10 protein-coding genes are annotated in these 15,441 nt (G+C 72.1%); 4 read left to right on the top strand and 6 right to left on the bottom strand.

Annotated features, from left to right (window positions below; genetic code table 11):
• Positions 1-37 precede the first annotated feature (37 nt).
• Entirely contained in the window at positions 38-1,744 is a 1,707-nt protein-coding gene (locus ACIRRH_RS13170) for a PQQ-binding-like beta-propeller repeat protein (protein WP_403066063.1), read from the bottom strand.
• A 455-nt stretch (positions 1,745-2,199) separates the two neighbouring features.
• On the opposite strand from ACIRRH_RS13170, the gene ACIRRH_RS13165 reads away from it, so the two are divergent.
• The 3 genes from ACIRRH_RS13165 to ACIRRH_RS13155 all read left to right on the top strand — a co-directional run bounded on the left by ACIRRH_RS13165 (position 2,200) and on the right by ACIRRH_RS13155 (position 7,331).
• A complete protein-coding gene (locus ACIRRH_RS13165; RefSeq protein ID WP_403066061.1) occupies positions 2,200-3,378 on the top strand; it encodes an ROK family protein in 1,179 nt (392 codons plus the stop codon).
• A 346-nt stretch (positions 3,379-3,724) separates the two neighbouring features.
• Positions 3,725-5,632, top strand: coding sequence for a 1-deoxy-D-xylulose-5-phosphate synthase (dxs, locus tag ACIRRH_RS13160; RefSeq protein WP_403066059.1), 1,908 nt, complete (start codon positions 3,725-3,727; stop codon positions 5,630-5,632).
• A 172-nt stretch (positions 5,633-5,804) separates the two neighbouring features.
• Positions 5,805-7,331, top strand: a complete 1,527-nt coding sequence (locus ACIRRH_RS13155; protein ID WP_403066057.1) for an ArnT family glycosyltransferase — start codon at positions 5,805-5,807, stop codon at positions 7,329-7,331.
• A gap of 98 nt (positions 7,332-7,429) precedes the next feature.
• Here ACIRRH_RS13155 and ACIRRH_RS13150 read toward each other — a convergent pair whose 3' ends face one another.
• The 5 genes from ACIRRH_RS13150 to ACIRRH_RS13130 all read right to left on the bottom strand — a co-directional run bounded on the left by ACIRRH_RS13150 (position 7,430) and on the right by ACIRRH_RS13130 (position 14,190).
• Entirely contained in the window at positions 7,430-9,577 is a 2,148-nt protein-coding gene (locus ACIRRH_RS13150; RefSeq protein ID WP_403066055.1) for a 3-hydroxyacyl-CoA dehydrogenase NAD-binding domain-containing protein, read from the bottom strand.
• 2 nt (positions 9,578-9,579) lie between these two features.
• Positions 9,580-10,797, bottom strand: a complete 1,218-nt coding sequence (locus tag ACIRRH_RS13145) for a thiolase family protein (protein ID WP_403066053.1) — start codon at positions 10,795-10,797, stop codon at positions 9,580-9,582.
• 258 nt (positions 10,798-11,055) lie between these two features.
• Entirely contained in the window at positions 11,056-12,297 is a 1,242-nt protein-coding gene (locus tag ACIRRH_RS13140; protein WP_403066051.1) for an HRDC domain-containing protein, read from the bottom strand.
• Positions 12,298-12,472: 175 nt separating this feature from the next.
• Entirely contained in the window at positions 12,473-13,207 is a 735-nt protein-coding gene (locus ACIRRH_RS13135) for a LuxR C-terminal-related transcriptional regulator (RefSeq protein WP_380766605.1), read from the bottom strand.
• A 320-nt stretch (positions 13,208-13,527) separates the two neighbouring features.
• Positions 13,528-14,190 carry a DUF3000 domain-containing protein gene (locus ACIRRH_RS13130; RefSeq protein WP_403066048.1) on the bottom strand — a complete coding sequence of 221 codons (663 nt, stop codon included), beginning with the start codon at positions 14,188-14,190 and terminating at the stop codon, positions 13,528-13,530.
• Positions 14,191-14,426: 236 nt separating this feature from the next.
• Between ACIRRH_RS13130 and hemE the strand changes: the two genes are divergently transcribed.
• Positions 14,427-15,440: a uroporphyrinogen decarboxylase gene (gene hemE / locus ACIRRH_RS13125; protein WP_403066277.1), complete on the top strand. Its 1,014-nt coding sequence runs from the start codon at positions 14,427-14,429 to the stop codon at positions 15,438-15,440.
• Position 15,441: the final 1 nt, after the last annotated feature.

Genomic DNA, 15,441 nt, shown 5'->3' with positions numbered 1-15,441 from the left:
TCACGCCCCCGGCGCCGGCCCCGGTGTCACCCCGGGGTCACTTCTTCCACTTGGTCAGCGGACCGTCGCTGGCGCTGTAGCGGCGGAACGCGTAGACGGCGGCGCCGTCGTCCGAGATCAGGTACTCGGAGCTGCTGCTGCCGATGCCCATGCTGGTCGGCATCGTCATGGTGCCGAGGTCGGTCATCGAGCCGTCGGCCGGCGAGAGCGTCACCAGCCGGGCGGGCTTGTTGTAGCCCTGGTCGACGATCGCGCGGACCTTGCCGTCCTTGTCGGTCCCGGCCACCAGGCGCATGTCGTTGCTGGTCGAGCCGGAGTTGGCCGACCAGAGCCGCTTGCCGGTGTTCAGGTCGTAGGCGTTGATGCCCGACTTGCTGCCGCTGACCTGGACGTACAGCGTGGTGCCGCTGACGACGTTGCGGGTGAGGGCCTCGTCCTGGCCGGAGAGCCGCAGGCTGTCCGAACCGGGCTCCTTGACGGACATCTGGTTGCCCGGCTTGTTGTCCTTGTCGAACGGCAGGATGTAGTCGCCCTGCGGGCCGTTGGACATCAGCAGCACCAGCGGCTTGTCCTGGACGACCGAGTCGACCTGCTCGATGCTGCCGGTGAGGGTGACCGGGGTGCTGGCCGGCTTGCCGGTCTCGGCGTTGACGATGACCAGCTGGGACTTCGGGCCGCTGGTGCCGTAGCAGCGGTCGCTGACCGCGATCTGGACGCCGGCCGCCTTGCCGCGCAGGATGCAGTCCTTGTCGCGCGGCTGGTACTGCCAGGCCGGCTGGCCGGTGGCGATGTTCAGGGCGCCGACCGTGTTGCCGCCGACGGCGACCACGTTCTCGGTGACGCTGAGGGTCGGTGAGGACATCCGGTCGGCCGAGACCTTGACGGTCCAGAGCAGCTTGCCCTGGGCCAGGTCGACGGCGCCGACGGTGGAGCAGTCGCTGTCACCGGTGTTGAAGGAGACGGCGGCGACGCCCTTGGAGTTGGCACCGTACGAGGCGGTGCACAGCTCCTTGCTGCCGGCCGGGACGGGGATGGTCCAGGCCTCCTTGCCGTCGGCCAGGTTGTAGCCCTTGATGCCCGAGCTGTCGACGCGTACGGCGAGCTTGTCGGTGCCCCAGACGCCGAGCATCTGGTTCGCGCTGTCCGCGTTGGCCGGCTTGGGGACGCTCCAGGCGACGGTGAAGGTGCCGCCCTTGGGACCGGGGCCGGGGGTGGGGCCGTTGCTGGTCCCGCCGTTGTCGGTGGCGCCGGTGCTGACCGGGTCCGGGGCCGGATCGGGGCCGTTGCCCTTGAACAGGACGACCAGGGCGACCACGATCGAGATCGCCAGCACACCGCCGATGATCCCGCCCCACAGCATCACGGGGTTGCGCTGCTTGGGCGCGACGGGAGCAACGGGCGCGCCGGGGTAGCTGTACCCGGGCTGCTGCGGGTAGTTGTAGCCGCCGGCGTTGTAGGCCTGCCCGGCGTCCGGGGCGCCGTACGGGGCACCGGGGACCGGGTCGTACGGGCCGACCGGTGCGCCGCCGGGCGGCGGCGGGGCCTGGGTGGGGAATCCGGTCGCGGTCGGCGCGTAGGCCGTGTACTCCGGGCTGCCGACGGGCGGCTGTGCGGGCGGCTGTGCGGGCGGCTGTGCGGGCGGTGCCGGCGGCTGGGCCGGCGGCGGGCCTGCGGGCGCGGCCGGGCCCGGGACGGCCGCGCCGTCGAGCTGCGTCATCTGGTCCGCGACGGCGGCCGGATCCACACCGCCGCCTGGCGGGCGCCCGAACGAGACGCCCCGGTTGTCCTGCGGGCCGCTGCCGGGCGTTTCGCCTGCCCCCGGCGTAGGGTGATCCCCTGCCATCTGATTCCCCGTCATGTGTGGAAGCGTCCCCCTGCCGGTGCCGTCCACGGCTCCGATGGGACGGGTGAGAATTGGGCACCATGGTAGTGGTGTGTGGTTTTCGGCCGCGGCCAGGACCGCTGGTCCCCCTCTCCGCAGGCCGGGCCGTGCAACACCTTCACCTCCCGATCACCGCGCCCCCACGCCGAGCGCCCGGCGGCCCCCGCGTCGCGGTCCGCGCCGGTCGGCCGCCGTCCGCGCCCCCCGGGTGCGCCCGTCCGCCCCGGCCGGGATCCCCGCCCGGGCGCCCGGGCCGTACCCTTCAGGAGTTGAAGGGGACGCCCGGCGGAGGGGTCCCCGCCCTGGGAGGGTGGATCATGTCGACGGACACACCGGGCTCGCAGTCGTCGCTGCACCGGGCGAACCTGGAACGGGTGCTCCGCGCGGTGCGGATGGCCGGCTCGCTGACCCAGGCCGAGATCGCCCGCGGCACCGGACTGTCCGCGGCCACCGTGTCCAACATCGTGCGGGAGTTGAAGGAGAGCGGCACCGTCGTGGTCGCCGACACCTCCTCCGGCGGCCGCCGCGCACGCAGTGTCTCGCTCAGCGGGGACGCCGGCATCGTCGTCGGCATCGACTTCGGCCACACCCACCTGCGCGTCGCGGTCGGCAACCTGGCCCACCGGGTGCTGGCCGAGGAGAGCGCCCCGATCGACGTCGACGTCTCCGCCCAGCAGGGCTTCGACCGCGCCGAGGCGATGGTCGAGCGGCTGCTGGCGCAGGCCGGGTTCCGCCCCGACAAGGTGATCGGCGTCGGCCTCGGCGTGCCCGGCCCGATCGACGTCGAGACCGGCGCGCTCGGCTCCACCGCGATCCTCCCCGGCTGGACGGGCATCGCCCCGGGCCGGGAGCTGGGCGAGCGGCTCGGCATGCCGGTGCACGTGGACAACGACGCCAACCTGGGCGCGCTCGGCGAGCTGGTCTGGGGTGCCGGCCGCGGGCTGAGTGACCTTGCCTACATCAAGGTCGCCAGCGGCGTCGGCGCCGGGCTGGTGGTCAACGGCCAGATCTACCGCGGGCCGGGCGGCACCGCCGGTGAGATCGGGCACATCACCCTGGACGAGGCCGGGCCGGTCTGCCGCTGCGGCAACCGCGGCTGCCTGGAGACCTTCGTCGGCTCCCGCTACCTGCTCTCGCTGCTGGTCCCCACCCTCGGCCCGGACCTCAGCCTGCCCCGGGTGGTCGAGCTGGCGCAGCAGGGCGACCTCGGCTGCCGCCGGGTGATCGCCGACGCGGGCCGGCAGATCGGCACCGGGGTCGCCACCCTGTGCAACCTGCTCAACCCCCGCCGGGTGATCCTCGGCGGGGATCTCGCCGAGGCCGGTGAGCTGGTGCTCGCCCCGATCCGGGACTCGGTGGCCCGCTACGCGATCCCGAGCGCCGCCCGTCAGCTCTCGGTCGTCCCCGGTACCCTCGGCGGCCGGGCCGAGGTGCTCGGCGCGCTGGCCCTGGTGATGAGCGAGATGGGGGAGTCCGGCGCGCTGGGCCGCGCGTGACGCCTCCGGGCGGCCGCGGCGCCGTCCGGGTCGGCCCCGGACGGTCAACTCCACATGATTGACTTCGAATAGCCGATCCCGGACAGTCGACTCCGAATGGTCGGCCCTGACCGCATAAGCATGCCCGAACGCCCGTGCGTCAACCTGGCGTGACCCGCCTACCCCGCCCGACCTCCCGGAACGGCGGCAACCGAACAGTGGAACCGGGCGCGCCGCCCGGTGTCCGGCAGGCGGACATTAGACTCGACCGGTCGCCACCGGCCGGGACCGTCGGCCTGCCGCCGGGCCGGGCAGCGACGCCCGTCGGACCGTCCGTGGTCCGCGAAGACTGAACGAGGAGGAACGGGTGGCCCTGCTGACCCGCATTCGGGGACCGCGCGATCTCGACCGGCTCACGCCCGGACAGCTGGCCGCACTGGCCCAGGAGATCCGGACCTTCCTGGTGACCGAGGTCTCCAAGACGGGCGGCCACCTCGGCCCCAACCTCGGCGTGGTGGAGCTGACCATCGCGCTGCACCGGGTCTTCGACTCGCCGCGCGACCGGATCCTCTTCGACACCGGTCACCAGAGCTACGTCCACAAGCTGCTCACCGGCCGCCAGGACTTCTCCCGGCTGCGGATGAAGGGCGGCCTGTCCGGCTACCCGTCCCGCGCCGAGTCCGAGCACGACGTGATCGAGAACTCGCACGCCTCCACGGTGCTCTCGTACGCCGACGGTCTGGCCAAGGCCAACCAGCTGCTGGGCAAGAACGACCCGGTCGTCGCGGTGATCGGCGACGGTGCGCTCACCGGCGGCATGGCCTGGGAGGCGCTCAACAACATCGCCGACGCCAAGGACCGCCCGCTCGTCATCGTCGTCAACGACAACGAGCGCTCGTACTCCCCGACCATCGGCGGCCTGGCCAACCACCTCGCCACCCTGCGCACCACCCAGGGCTACGAGCGCTTCCTGTCCTGGGGCAAGGACGCGCTCCAGCGCACCCCGGTGGTCGGCCAGCAGCTGTTCGAGACGCTGCACGGCGCCAAGAAGGGCCTCAAGGACTTCATCGCCCCGCAGGGCATGTTCGAGGACCTCGGCCTCAAGTACATCGGCCCGATCGACGGCCACGACCTGACCGCCCTGGAGTCCGCGCTGACCAAGGCGCGCGGCTTCGGCGGCCCGGTGATCGTGCACTGCCTCACCGAGAAGGGCCGCGGCTACCACGCCGCCGAGAACAACGACGAGGACCGCTTCCACGCGGTCGGCGTGATCCACCCGGAGACCGGTCTGCCGATCAAGACCGGCGGCGGTCGGAGCTGGACCTCGGTCTTCGCCGAGGAGATGGTCGCGCTCGGCCACGAGCGCGAGGACATCGTCGGCATCACCGCCGCCATGCTCCACCCGGTCGGCCTGGCCCCGTTCGCCGAGGCCTTCCCGGACCGCATCTTCGACGTCGGCATCGCCGAGCAGCACGCCGTCACCAGCGCCGCCGGTCTGGCCACCAACGGCCTGCACCCGGTGTTCGCGGTCTACGCGACCTTCCTGAACCGGGCCTTCGACCAGGTCCTGATGGACGTCGCCCTGCACAAGCTGGGCGTCACCTTCGTCCTGGACCGGGCCGGCGTCACCGGCGACGACGGCGCCTCGCACAACGGCATGTGGGACATGTCGATGCTGCAGATCATCCCGACCCTGCGGCTGGCCGCCCCGCGCGACGCCGACCAGGTCCGCGCCCAGCTGCGCGAGGCCGTCGAGGTCAAGGACGCCCCGACCGTGGTCCGCTACTCCAAGGGCACGGTCGGCCCGGCCGTCCCCGCGGTCGGCCGGATCGGCGGCATGGACGTGCTGCGCGCCGCCGAGGAGCCCTCCGGCGCCCACCGCGCCGACGTGCTGATCGTCTCGGTCGGCGCGATGGCCCCCACCAGCCTGGAGGTCGCCGACCTGCTGGCCGCCCAGGGCATCACCGCCACCGTGGTGGACCCGCGCTGGGTCAAGCCGGTGGACCGGGCCCTGCCGGGCCTGGCCGCCGAGCACCGGGTGGTCGTCACGATCGAGGACAACGGCCGGGTGGGCGGTGTCGGCGCGGCCGTCGCGCAGGCGCTGCGGGACGCGGACGTGGACCTGCCGGTGCGCGACTTCGGCATCCCGCAGGAGTTCCTGGACCACGCCAGCCGGGCCGAGATCCTGGCCGAGATCGGCCTGAACGCCCAGGACATCGCCCGGAAGGTGACCGCGCTGGTCGCCAAGCTGGACGCGGCGCCGGTCAAGGCCTGACGAAAGGGCCTCGCGAAGGGCCGACGCCTTGTTCGTGTCGGACCGGCCACCCGTTCCGCAGGCGACTGTTCGTCGTAACTTCGTAACAGTTCGTCACGGAACAAGCTGACAATCGCACTGAAAGGCGGGACCGGCGCCACCGGCGCCGATCCCGCCCGGTAGGTTGTCCACCGTGCCGACCCCCACCCGCCTCCGCCTCACCGGACTGGCCGAGCGCCTGCCCGAGCGTGTCCGCACCCGTGTGCTCACCGGGTACTGGACCAGGCTGGTGCCGGTGCTCGCGCTGGTCGCGCTGCTCACCCACATCCCCTCCTTCGCCCGGCCCGTCTGGAGCCCGGACGAGGGCTTCCTGGCCACCCAGGCCCGGATGCTGGCGGACGGCGGGGTGCTGTACGACACCGTCGTGGACCGCAAGCCGCCGCTGCTGCCCTGGCTCTACCAGGCCTGCTTCGCGGTCTTCGGCTCCGCCTCGCTCTGGCCGCTGCGCACCCTGGCGGTGGTGGCCCACCTGGTCACGGCGATCCTGCTGGCCTCGATCGCCCGCGGCCGCTGGGGCAACCGGGCCGGGGCCGGGGCCGGACTGCTCTACCTGCTGGTCTCCATCGGGCTCTCCCCGGAGGACACCCAGGCGGCGACCTTCGAGGTCTTCATGCTGCCCGCCATGGTGGCCGCCTTCCGGTACGCCGAACGGCGACGCTGGCTGGCCGCGGGCATCGCGGTCGCCCTGTGTTCACTGACCAAGCAGACCGGCGGCGCGGTGCTGCTGCCGGTGCTCTGGATGCTGTTCCAGGACGCCCGCCGGCGCGGGGTGCGCTGGCCGCCCGCGCTGTTCAAGATCGGGTTCGGCTTCATCCTGCCGATAGCGCTGGTCGCGGTGATCCTCACCAAGCCCAAGGGCTTCCTCTTCTGGGTGGTCACCGGCAGCGGCGACTACGCCTCCTTCGGCGGCGCCTGGCTCCAGATGCTCGGCCGGGCGCTCGGCAACTCGGCCATCCTGGGCGCGGCCGGCCTGGGCTTCCTGCTCCCGGTCGGGCGCCGGCTCTGGCTCAAGTACCGCCACCGTCCGCTGCCGGTGGCCGGCGAGGAGCACGGCTCGACCACCGACCTGTGGGTCTGGCTGCTCTCCTCGGTCGTCGCGGTCAGCGTGGGCTTCCACTTCTTCGGCCACTACTACCTCCAGCTGATGCCGCCGCTGGTGCTGCTGGGCACCGGGGCGGTCGCCACCTCGGCGATCCGCTGGAAGCCCGTCCTGGTGTACACCACGGTCGCCGCCACGGTGTTCTGGGGCCTGGCGCTGGCCTGGCCGGGGGAGCGGCTCAACCGCACCACCGAGGTCGCCACCGCCGTCGCCAACCAGACCACCCCCAAGGACACCGTGCTGGTCTGGGGCATGCACCCCGAGCTGTACTGGCTGGCCGACCGCAAGCCCGCCACCCGCTACCTGACCGCCGGCTTCCTCACCAACTACAGCGGCGGCAAGGACGGCAACCAGAACGTCGGCGAGCAGTTCAGCGTCGCCAACGCCTGGCAGACCTTCGACAAGGAGCTGGCCAACGGCCTGCCCGAGGTCGTGGTCGACGACTCCGGCATCGCCCCGTACCAGCCCGTCATGGTCCCCCGGATCGAGAACCTGCTGGACACCCACTACGAGATGGTCGGCGTCTTCGCCGACACCGTGGTCTACCGCCTGAAGCACTGAGACGTCCGTACACGGACGCAGCGTGATGACGTCCGTGCACACGGAGGAGCCCCGGTGACCGCTCGGTCACCGGGGCTCCTCCGTGTACGGGCTCCGCCTTACGCGGGCACCGAGGCCACGCCGGGGGCGAGGAAGGTCTTGCCGTTCACCCGCTCCGAGACGCCCTCACGGTCCAGGTACGGGGTGATCCCGCCCAGGTGGAAGGGCCAGCCGGCACCGGTGATCATGCAGAGGTCGATGTCCTGCGCCTCGGCGACGACACCCTCCTCCAGCATCAGGCCGATCTCCTGCGCCACGGCCTCCAGGGCGCGGGCGCGGACCTGCTCCCCGGTGAGCACCGAGTCGCCGAAGGACAGCAGCTCCAGCACCTCGGGGTCGAGGACCTGCCGGCCGTCCGTCCAGGTGTAGAAGCCGCGCTTGCCGGCCTTGACGACCTTGGCGAGGTTCTCGGAGACGGTGAACCGCTCCGGGAAGGCGCCGTGCAGGGTCTCCGAGACGTGCAGGGCGATGGCCGGGCCGACCAGCTCCAGCAGCACGATCGGGGACATCGGCAGGCCGAGCGGCTCGACGGCCTTCTCGACGTCGGCGATCGGGGTGCCCTCGTCGATGATGTCCTGGATCTCGCCCATGAAGCGGGTCAGGATCCGGTTCACCACGAACGCCGGGGCGTCCTTGACCAGCACCGAGGTCTTCTTCAGCTTCTTCGACACGGCGAAGGCGGTGGCCAGCGAGGCGTCGTCGGTCTGCTCGCCGCGGACGATCTCCAGCAGCGGCAGGATCGCGACCGGGTTGAAGAAGTGGAAGCCGACGACCCGCTCGGGGTGCTTCAGCTTCGAGGCCATCTCGGTGACCGACAGCGAGGAGGTGTTGGTCGCCAGCACGCAGGTCGGCGAGACCACGTTCTCCAGGTCCGCGAAGACGGCCTGCTTGACGCCCATCTCCTCGAACACGGCCTCGATGACGAAGTCCGCGTCGCCGAAGGCGGCGGCCTTGTCCAGCGAGCCGGAGACCAGGCCCTTGAGGCGGTTGGCCTTGTCCTGGCCGATCCGGCCCTTGCCGAGCAGCTTGTCGATCTCGGCGTGGACGTAGCCGACGCCCTTGTCGACGCGCTCCTGGTCGATGTCGGTGAGGACCACCGGCACCTCCAGACGGCGGGCGAACAGCAGCGCCAGCTGCGAGGCCATCAGACCGGCACCGACGACGCCGACCTTGGTGACCGAGCGGGCCAGCGACTTGTCCGGCGCGCCGACGGGGCGCTTGGCCCGGCGCTGCACCAGGTTGAAGGCGTAGATGCCGCTGCGCAGCTCACCGCTCATGATGAGGTCGGCCAGGGCCGCGTCCTCGGCGTCGAAGCCGGCCTGCAGGCTCGCCTTGTCCGCGAGGTCGAAGTCCTTGGCGGCGGCGATGATGTCCAGCGCCTTGTAGGCGGCCGGAGCGGCACCGTGCACCTTGCCGTCGGCGACCAGGCGGCCCCAGGCGACGGCGTCGTCCCAGGCCTTGCCGCGGTCGATCGCCTCGCGCTCGACGACGGCGTCGCCCTTGAGGACCTTGGCGGCCCACAGCAGCGACTGCTCCAGGAAGTCGGCCGGCTCGAAGATCGCGTCGGCGATCCCCAGCTCGAACACGTCCTTGCCCTTGAGCTGCTTGTTCTGGTTCATCGAGTTCTCGATGACGACCTTGACGGCCTTACCGGCACCGATCAGGTTCGGCAGGATGGTGCAGCCGCCCCAGCCGGGGACGAGGCCGAGGAAGACCTCGGGCAGCGAGAAGGCCGGGACGCCCGCCGACACCGTGCGGTAGTCGCAGTGCAGGCCGACCTCGACGCCGCCGCCCATCGCCGCGCCGTTGTAGAAGGCGAAGGTGGGGACGGGCAGCGCGGCGATCCGCTTGAAGACGTCGTGGCCGCCCTTGCCGATGGCCAGCGCGTCCGCGCGCTCCTGGAGCAGCTCGACGCCCTTGAGGTCGGCGCCGACCGCGAAGATGAACGGCTTGCCGGTGATCGCGGCGCCGACGATCGTGCCCTCGGTGGCCTCGGCCTCGACCTGGTCCAGTGCCTCGTTCAGCTTGAGCAGCGAGCCCGGGCCGAAGGTGGTCGGCTTGGTGTGGTCGAAGCCGTTGTCCAGGGTGATCAGGGCCAGCTTGCCGGCCTGCAGCGGCAGGTCGAGGTGGCGGACGTGCGCGGTCGTGACGACCTCGCCGGGGAAGAGCTCGGCGCCGCGGGTCAGCAGCTCAGTGGTGCTCGTCATGGTCACTTACCACCCTCGAAGTGCGGGTTCTCCCAGATGACGGTGCCGCCCATGCCGAAGCCGATGCACATCGTGGTGAGGCCGTAGCGGACGTCCGGGCGCTGCTCGAAGCGGCGGGCCAGCTGGTTCATCAGGCGCACGCCGGAGGAGGCCAGCGGGTGGCCGAAGGCGATCGCACCGCCGTACGGGTTGACCCGCTCGTCGTCGTCCGCGATGCCGTAGTGGTCCAGGAAGGACAGCACCTGGACGGCGAAGGCCTCGTTGATCTCGAAGGCCTGGATGTCGTCGATGGTCAGACCGGCCTTGGCCAGCGCCTTCTCGGTGGCCGGCACCGGGCCGATGCCCATGACCTCGGGCTCGACGCCCGCGAAGGCGTACGAGACCAGGCGCATCCTGACCGGGAGGCCGAGCTCCTCGGCGACGTCCTCGGCGGCCAGCAGCGAGGCGGTGGCACCGTCGTTCAGACCGGCCGAGTTGCCCGCGGTGATGTTGCCGTGCGGACGGAACGGGGTCTTGAGACCCGCCAGGCTCTCCATCGTGGTGCCCGGGCGCAGCGGCTCGTCCACGGTGGCCAGGCCCCAGCCGGTCTCGCCGACCTCGGGGTTGGTGTTGCGGATCGAGATCGGCACCAGGTCGGGCTGGATGTCGCCGTTGGCGTACGCCTTGGCGGCCTTCTCCTGGGAGCGCACGGCGTAGGCGTCGCAGCGCTCCTTGGTCAGGTGCGGGAAGCGGTCGTGCAGGTTCTCCGCGGTCATGCCCATGAACAGGGCGGACTCGTCGACCAGCTTCTCGGAGACGAACCGCGGGTTCGGGTCGACGCCCTCACCCATCGGGTGGCGGCCCATGTGCTCGACGCCGCCGGCCACGACCACGTCGTACGCGCCGAAGGCGATGCCGCCGGCGGTGGTGGTCACGGCGGTCAGCGCGCCGGCGCACATGCGGTCGATCGCGTAGCCGGGGACGGACTTCGGCAGGCCGGACAGCAGGGCGGCGGTGCGCCCGATGGTCAGACCCTGGTCGCCGATCTGCGTGGTGGCCGCGATGGCGACCTCGTCGATGCGCTCGACGGGCAGGTTCGGGTTACGGCGCACGAGCTCCCGGATGCACTTGACGACCAGGTCGTCGGCGCGCGTCTCGTGGTAGATGCCCTTCGGGCCGGCCTTGCCGAACGGGGTGCGGACGCCGTCAACGAAGACGACGTCCCTCGCGGTACGAGGCACGGGGGCTCTCCTCCCAGGGACCAACATTTCGAGGTGGGCAGGCTGCCGCCGTCGAAGGCCCGAGCGGCGCCGCATCACGGCCATGCTACCCGCCGGTAACCAACCTGCCCAGGCCCCTCGGAGGGATCCGACCATGTGTCCCCCGACACGTTCCCCGGCCCGTCCGACCAGGAACGCCGTTCCCGGGTACGACGAAGGGGATGTCGCCCGTACGGACGACATCCCCTTCCATGTGGTGCCTGATCGGCCGGGCCGTGATCAGCCCGCGGCCGCGGCCGCGAGGAACGCGGCGGACACCGCCGCCGCCACCAGCTCCACCTGCCACTTCCGGGCGCCGAGCCCGCGCAGTGCGGCGGCCACGCTCTCGGGGCCCGGGTCGGCGGGCGGCTGCCAGGAGACCCGCCGGACCAGGTCCGGCGTGATCAGGTTCTCGGCCGGCAGGCGGTACCGCTCGGCCAGCTCGCTGACCGCGCTACGCGCGCCGGCGAGCCGGGCGGCGGCCACCGGGTCCTTCTCGGCCCAGGCCCGCGGCGGCGGCGGTCCGTCGTGCGGCGCGGTGGCCGGCGGCAGCAGGTTCTCCGGGATCTCCCGGCCGCGCTGCACGGCCGCCAGCCACTGCTCCAGCTGGCGCCGGTGGACCCGGGGGCCGAAGCCCTGGACGGCCTGCAGGGAGGCGATGTTCAGCGGCATGGCCAGTGCGGCGTTGACGATCGCGGCGTCCGAGAGCACCCGGCCGGGGGAGACGTCGCGGTCCTGGGCCATCCGGTCGCGGGCCAGCCAGAGCTCGCGCACCACGGCCAGCTGACGGCGGCGGCGGATCTTGTGCAGCTGCGAGGTGCGGCGCCACGGGTCGGTGCGCGGGGCCGGGCGGGGCGCGGCGGCGATCGAGGCGAACTCCTCCATCGCCCAGCCGAGCTTGCCCTGGGCGTCCAGCTCCCGTTCGAGTGCGTTGCGCAGCTCGACCAGCACCTCGACGTCCAGAGCGGCGTAGCGCAGCCACGGCTCGGGCAGCGGGCGGGTGGACCAGTCGACCGCCGAGTGCTCCTTGGCCAGGCTCAGCCCGAGCACGTTCTCGGTCATCGGCCCGAGGCCCACCCGGGCGAAGCCGGCGATCCGCCCGGCCAGCTCCGTGTCGAACAGCTGCCGGGGTCTCATGCCGACCTCGGACAGACAGGGCAGATCCTGGGAGGCCGCGTGGACCACCCATTCGGCGCCCTCGACGGCCCTGCCGAGCGCACTGAGGTCCGGGCAGGCGATCGGGTCGATCAGGGCGGAGCCGGAACCCGCGCGGCGCAGCTGAATGAGGTAGGCGCGCTGCCCGTAGCGGTAGCCGGAGGCCCGTTCGGCGTCGACGGCCACCGGTCCGGTGCCCGCGGCGAAGGCGGCGACGGTGGCGGCCAGCGCCCGGTCGTCCGCCACCACGGGCGGGATCCCCTCCTTCGGTTCGAGGAGCGGGACCGGGGCTGCTTCTTCTGGGATGGCTGCTACGGCGTCGGTCACCCCCCAAGGGTACGACGGTCCTCGCGACCGGGAGTGTTGTCGGACTGGTCAGACTGTTGATCGCCCGCCCGTCTCCGGGGCCGGGCGAGCGCGTCACGGGCCCCTGGGACAGCGCTGCGGCGGCCGAGGAGGAAACGTTCCTCCTCGGCCGCCGCAGCGGTCCAAAGTGCCCGGCTCAGTGGATGATGCCGGTGCGCAGCGCGACCGCGACCATTCCGGCACGGTCGCCGGTGCCCAGCTTGCGGGCGATCCGTGCGAGGTGGCTCTTGACGGTGAGCGCGGACAGACCCATCGCTACGCCGATCGCCTTATTGGACTGTCCTTCGGCGACCAGTCGCAGCACCTCGACCTCGCGGCCGGACAGCTCGCGGTAGGCGGCCTGCTGCGCGCCCGGCGCACCGGGGGCGCCAGGGGCGCCAGGGGCGCCAGGGGCACCCGGAGCACCGGCCGCGCCCGGCATGCCCGGCATCCCGGGGCGGCGCATCCGGCCGGCCAGCCCGGCGGCGCCGAGCGGCATCCCGGGGCGGCCCGGCATCGCGACGTTCGTCCGGGTGCCGGTCACCACGTATCCCTTGACACCGCCGGCCAGCGCGCTGCGGACCGCGCCGATGTCGTCGGCGGCGGACAGGGCCAGGCCGTTGGGCCAGCCCGCGGCGCGGGTCTCGGCGAGGATGGTCAGCCCGGAGCCGTCCGGCAGGTGCACGTCGGCGACGCAGATGTCACGTGGGGTGGAGACCCGTGGGCGGGCCTCGGCGATCGACGACACCTCGATCACGTCCCGGACGCCGAGTGCCCAGAGGTGGCGGGTGACGGTGTTTCGGACACGGGGATCGGCGATGACCACCATGGCGGTGGGCTTGGTCGGCCGGTAGGCGACCACGTTTGCGGGGTGCTCAAGAAGGACCGACACCAGGCCTCCTGCGGGGAGTGGCGGACGGAACCCCGATGGGGGCGGTCGGAGTGTTCCGCGTTTGGAAAGGGTCACAGTCTGCTTCGGCAGCATCCGTGCCCGGCTTTAGCGAAAGATCACGATCTAGTGAGTAACAATACGGACAAATCGCGCAAATGATTGACGCGACATGCCCGGTATTCGCACAAAATCGATCAGATTCGGTGTCGATCGGTCGGTATCGACCGGCGAATTGACACAGAGCGAGTTCGAAGTCACACTCCGTCAGCCCTGGGGGTGGCGTCCGGCTCCCGGGTGCCGTCGGGTCCCGATGCCACCCGTCAGTGCGACCGGGGGCGTCGCCGGGACGGCATCGGGACCACTCCACCGAGTGAAGAAACCTCGGAGGGCCCCTGCGGGGTCGGGGCGGCCGGCGGCAGACCGGCGCTGATGCACAGCAGGTCCGCCCAGGCCGCCAGGTGCCGCTCGAAGCGGCCGTCGGCCGGGGTCCAGGAGGCCCGGATCTCGATCTCGGTCGAGGACGGGCGGTCCGCCAGACCGCCGAAGTACTGGGAGGAGGCCAGGGTCACCGTGCCGGACGGCTCGGCGTACCCGGCGCCGTGCGCCTGCAGGGCGTCCAGCAGCCAGGCCCAGCCGACCTCGGAGAGCATCGGGTCGCCGGCCATCTCCGGCTCCAACTCGGCCCGGGTCATCGTGACCACCCGGAACTCCCCGTTCCAGGCCTCCTGCCCGGCCGGGTCGTACAGCAGTACCAGCCGGCCGTCCGCCAGCTCCTCGCCGTCCACCTCGACCGAGGCGGTCACCGCGAACGAGTACGGGGCGAGCCGGCGCGGCGCCGGCGCGGGGGAGAGCTCCACCTCGGGGCGCAGCCGGGCCCCGTCCAGGGCCGCCACGGCCGCCCGGAACTCGCTCGGTGCCCCCTCGCGACCCGCTCCGCCACCTGCTCCGCCACCCTGCGCGGGGTGCCCTCCGACCGCTGCCATGCCCCGAAGACTAGGTCGAAGAACGGGGTTATCGCCGCAACTTCTCTCCCTGCGGCGTGCCGGAACGGCAAACCCGGACAGATCTTGGAGGAACCGACGAGACCGGCCGGGAAACCGGGCCCGGCACGCGTGCGAAGATTTGACGCGTGAGCGAGACAACGGCAGACACGACGGCGGCCACCCACGACGGCCCGACCACCCCCGGGCGCCGCGGCGCCGCGTACGACTCCGCGTTCCTGCGCGCCTGCCGGCACGAGCCCGTGCCGCACACCCCGGTGTGGTTCATGCGTCAGGCCGGCCGCTCGCTGCCCGAGTACCTGAAGGTCCGCGAGGGCATCCCCATGCTGGAGTCCTGCATGCGGCCCGAGCTGGTCAAGGAGATCACCCTCCAGCCGGTGCGCCGGCACAAGGTGGACGCGGCGATCTTCTTCAGCGACATCGTGGTGCCGCTCAAGGCCGTCGGCATCGACGTCGACATCAAGGCCGGCATCGGCCCGGTCATCGCCGACCCGATCCGCACCGTCGAGGACCTGAAGCGGCTGCGCCCGCTGGAGCCCGACGACGTCCCCTACATCACCGAGGCCGTCGGCCTGCTGGTGGACGAGCTCGGCGAGACCCCGCTGATCGGCTTCGCCGGAGCGCCGTACACGCTGGCCAGCTACCTGGTCGAGGGCGGGCCGTCCAAGAACCACGAGAACACCAAGGCCATGATGTACGGGCAGCCCGAGCTGTGGGCCGCCCTGGTGGACCGGCTCGCGGACATCACCTCGGCCTTCCTCAAGGTGCAGATCGAGGCCGGTGCCTCGGCGATCCAGCTGTTCGACTCCTGGGTCGGCGCGCTCGCGCCGGACGACTACCGCCGCTCGGTGATGCCGGCCAGCACCAAGGTCTTCGACGCCGTCGCCGGGTACGGCGTGCCGCGGATCCACTTCGGCGTCGGCACCGGCGAGCTGCTCGGCCTGATGGGCCAGGCCGGCGCGGACATCGTCGGGGTCGACTGGCGGGTGCCGCTGAACGTCGCCGCCGAGCGGGTCGGCCCGGGCAAGGGGCTGCAGGGCAACCTCGACCCGGCAGTGCTGTTCGCACCCACCAAGGTCGTGGAGACCAAGGCCCGCGAGGTGCTGCACGCGGCCCAGGCGCTCGGCACCAGCGGCCACATCTTCAACCTCGGCCACGGCGTGATGCCGTCCATGGACCCGGACGCGCTCAGCCGCCTCGTCGCCTTCGTCCACGAGGCCAGCGCGCGCTGAC

Origin of the sequence: Kitasatospora sp. NPDC101235 (assembly GCF_044767505.1) — a bacterium.
In the GTDB taxonomy this organism is placed as follows: domain Bacteria; phylum Actinomycetota; class Actinomycetes; order Streptomycetales; family Streptomycetaceae; genus Kitasatospora.
The sequence above is the reverse complement of the archived record's forward strand: the minus strand, read 5'-3'. Positions and strand labels throughout refer to the sequence as shown.

What these genes read in the sequence shown, in the direction of transcription:
- ACIRRH_RS13165 (WP_403066061.1), top strand. Translation starts at nt 2,200, where the DNA reads ATGTCGACGGACACACCGGGCTCGCAGTCGTCGCTGCACCGGGCGAAC.
- ACIRRH_RS13150 (WP_403066055.1), bottom strand. Translation starts at nt 9,577, where the DNA reads ATGACGAGCACCACTGAGCTGCTGACCCGCGGCGCCGAGCTCTTCCCC.
- ACIRRH_RS13130 (WP_403066048.1), bottom strand. Translation starts at nt 14,190, where the DNA reads ATGGCAGCGGTCGGAGGGCACCCCGCGCAGGGTGGCGGAGCAGGTGGC.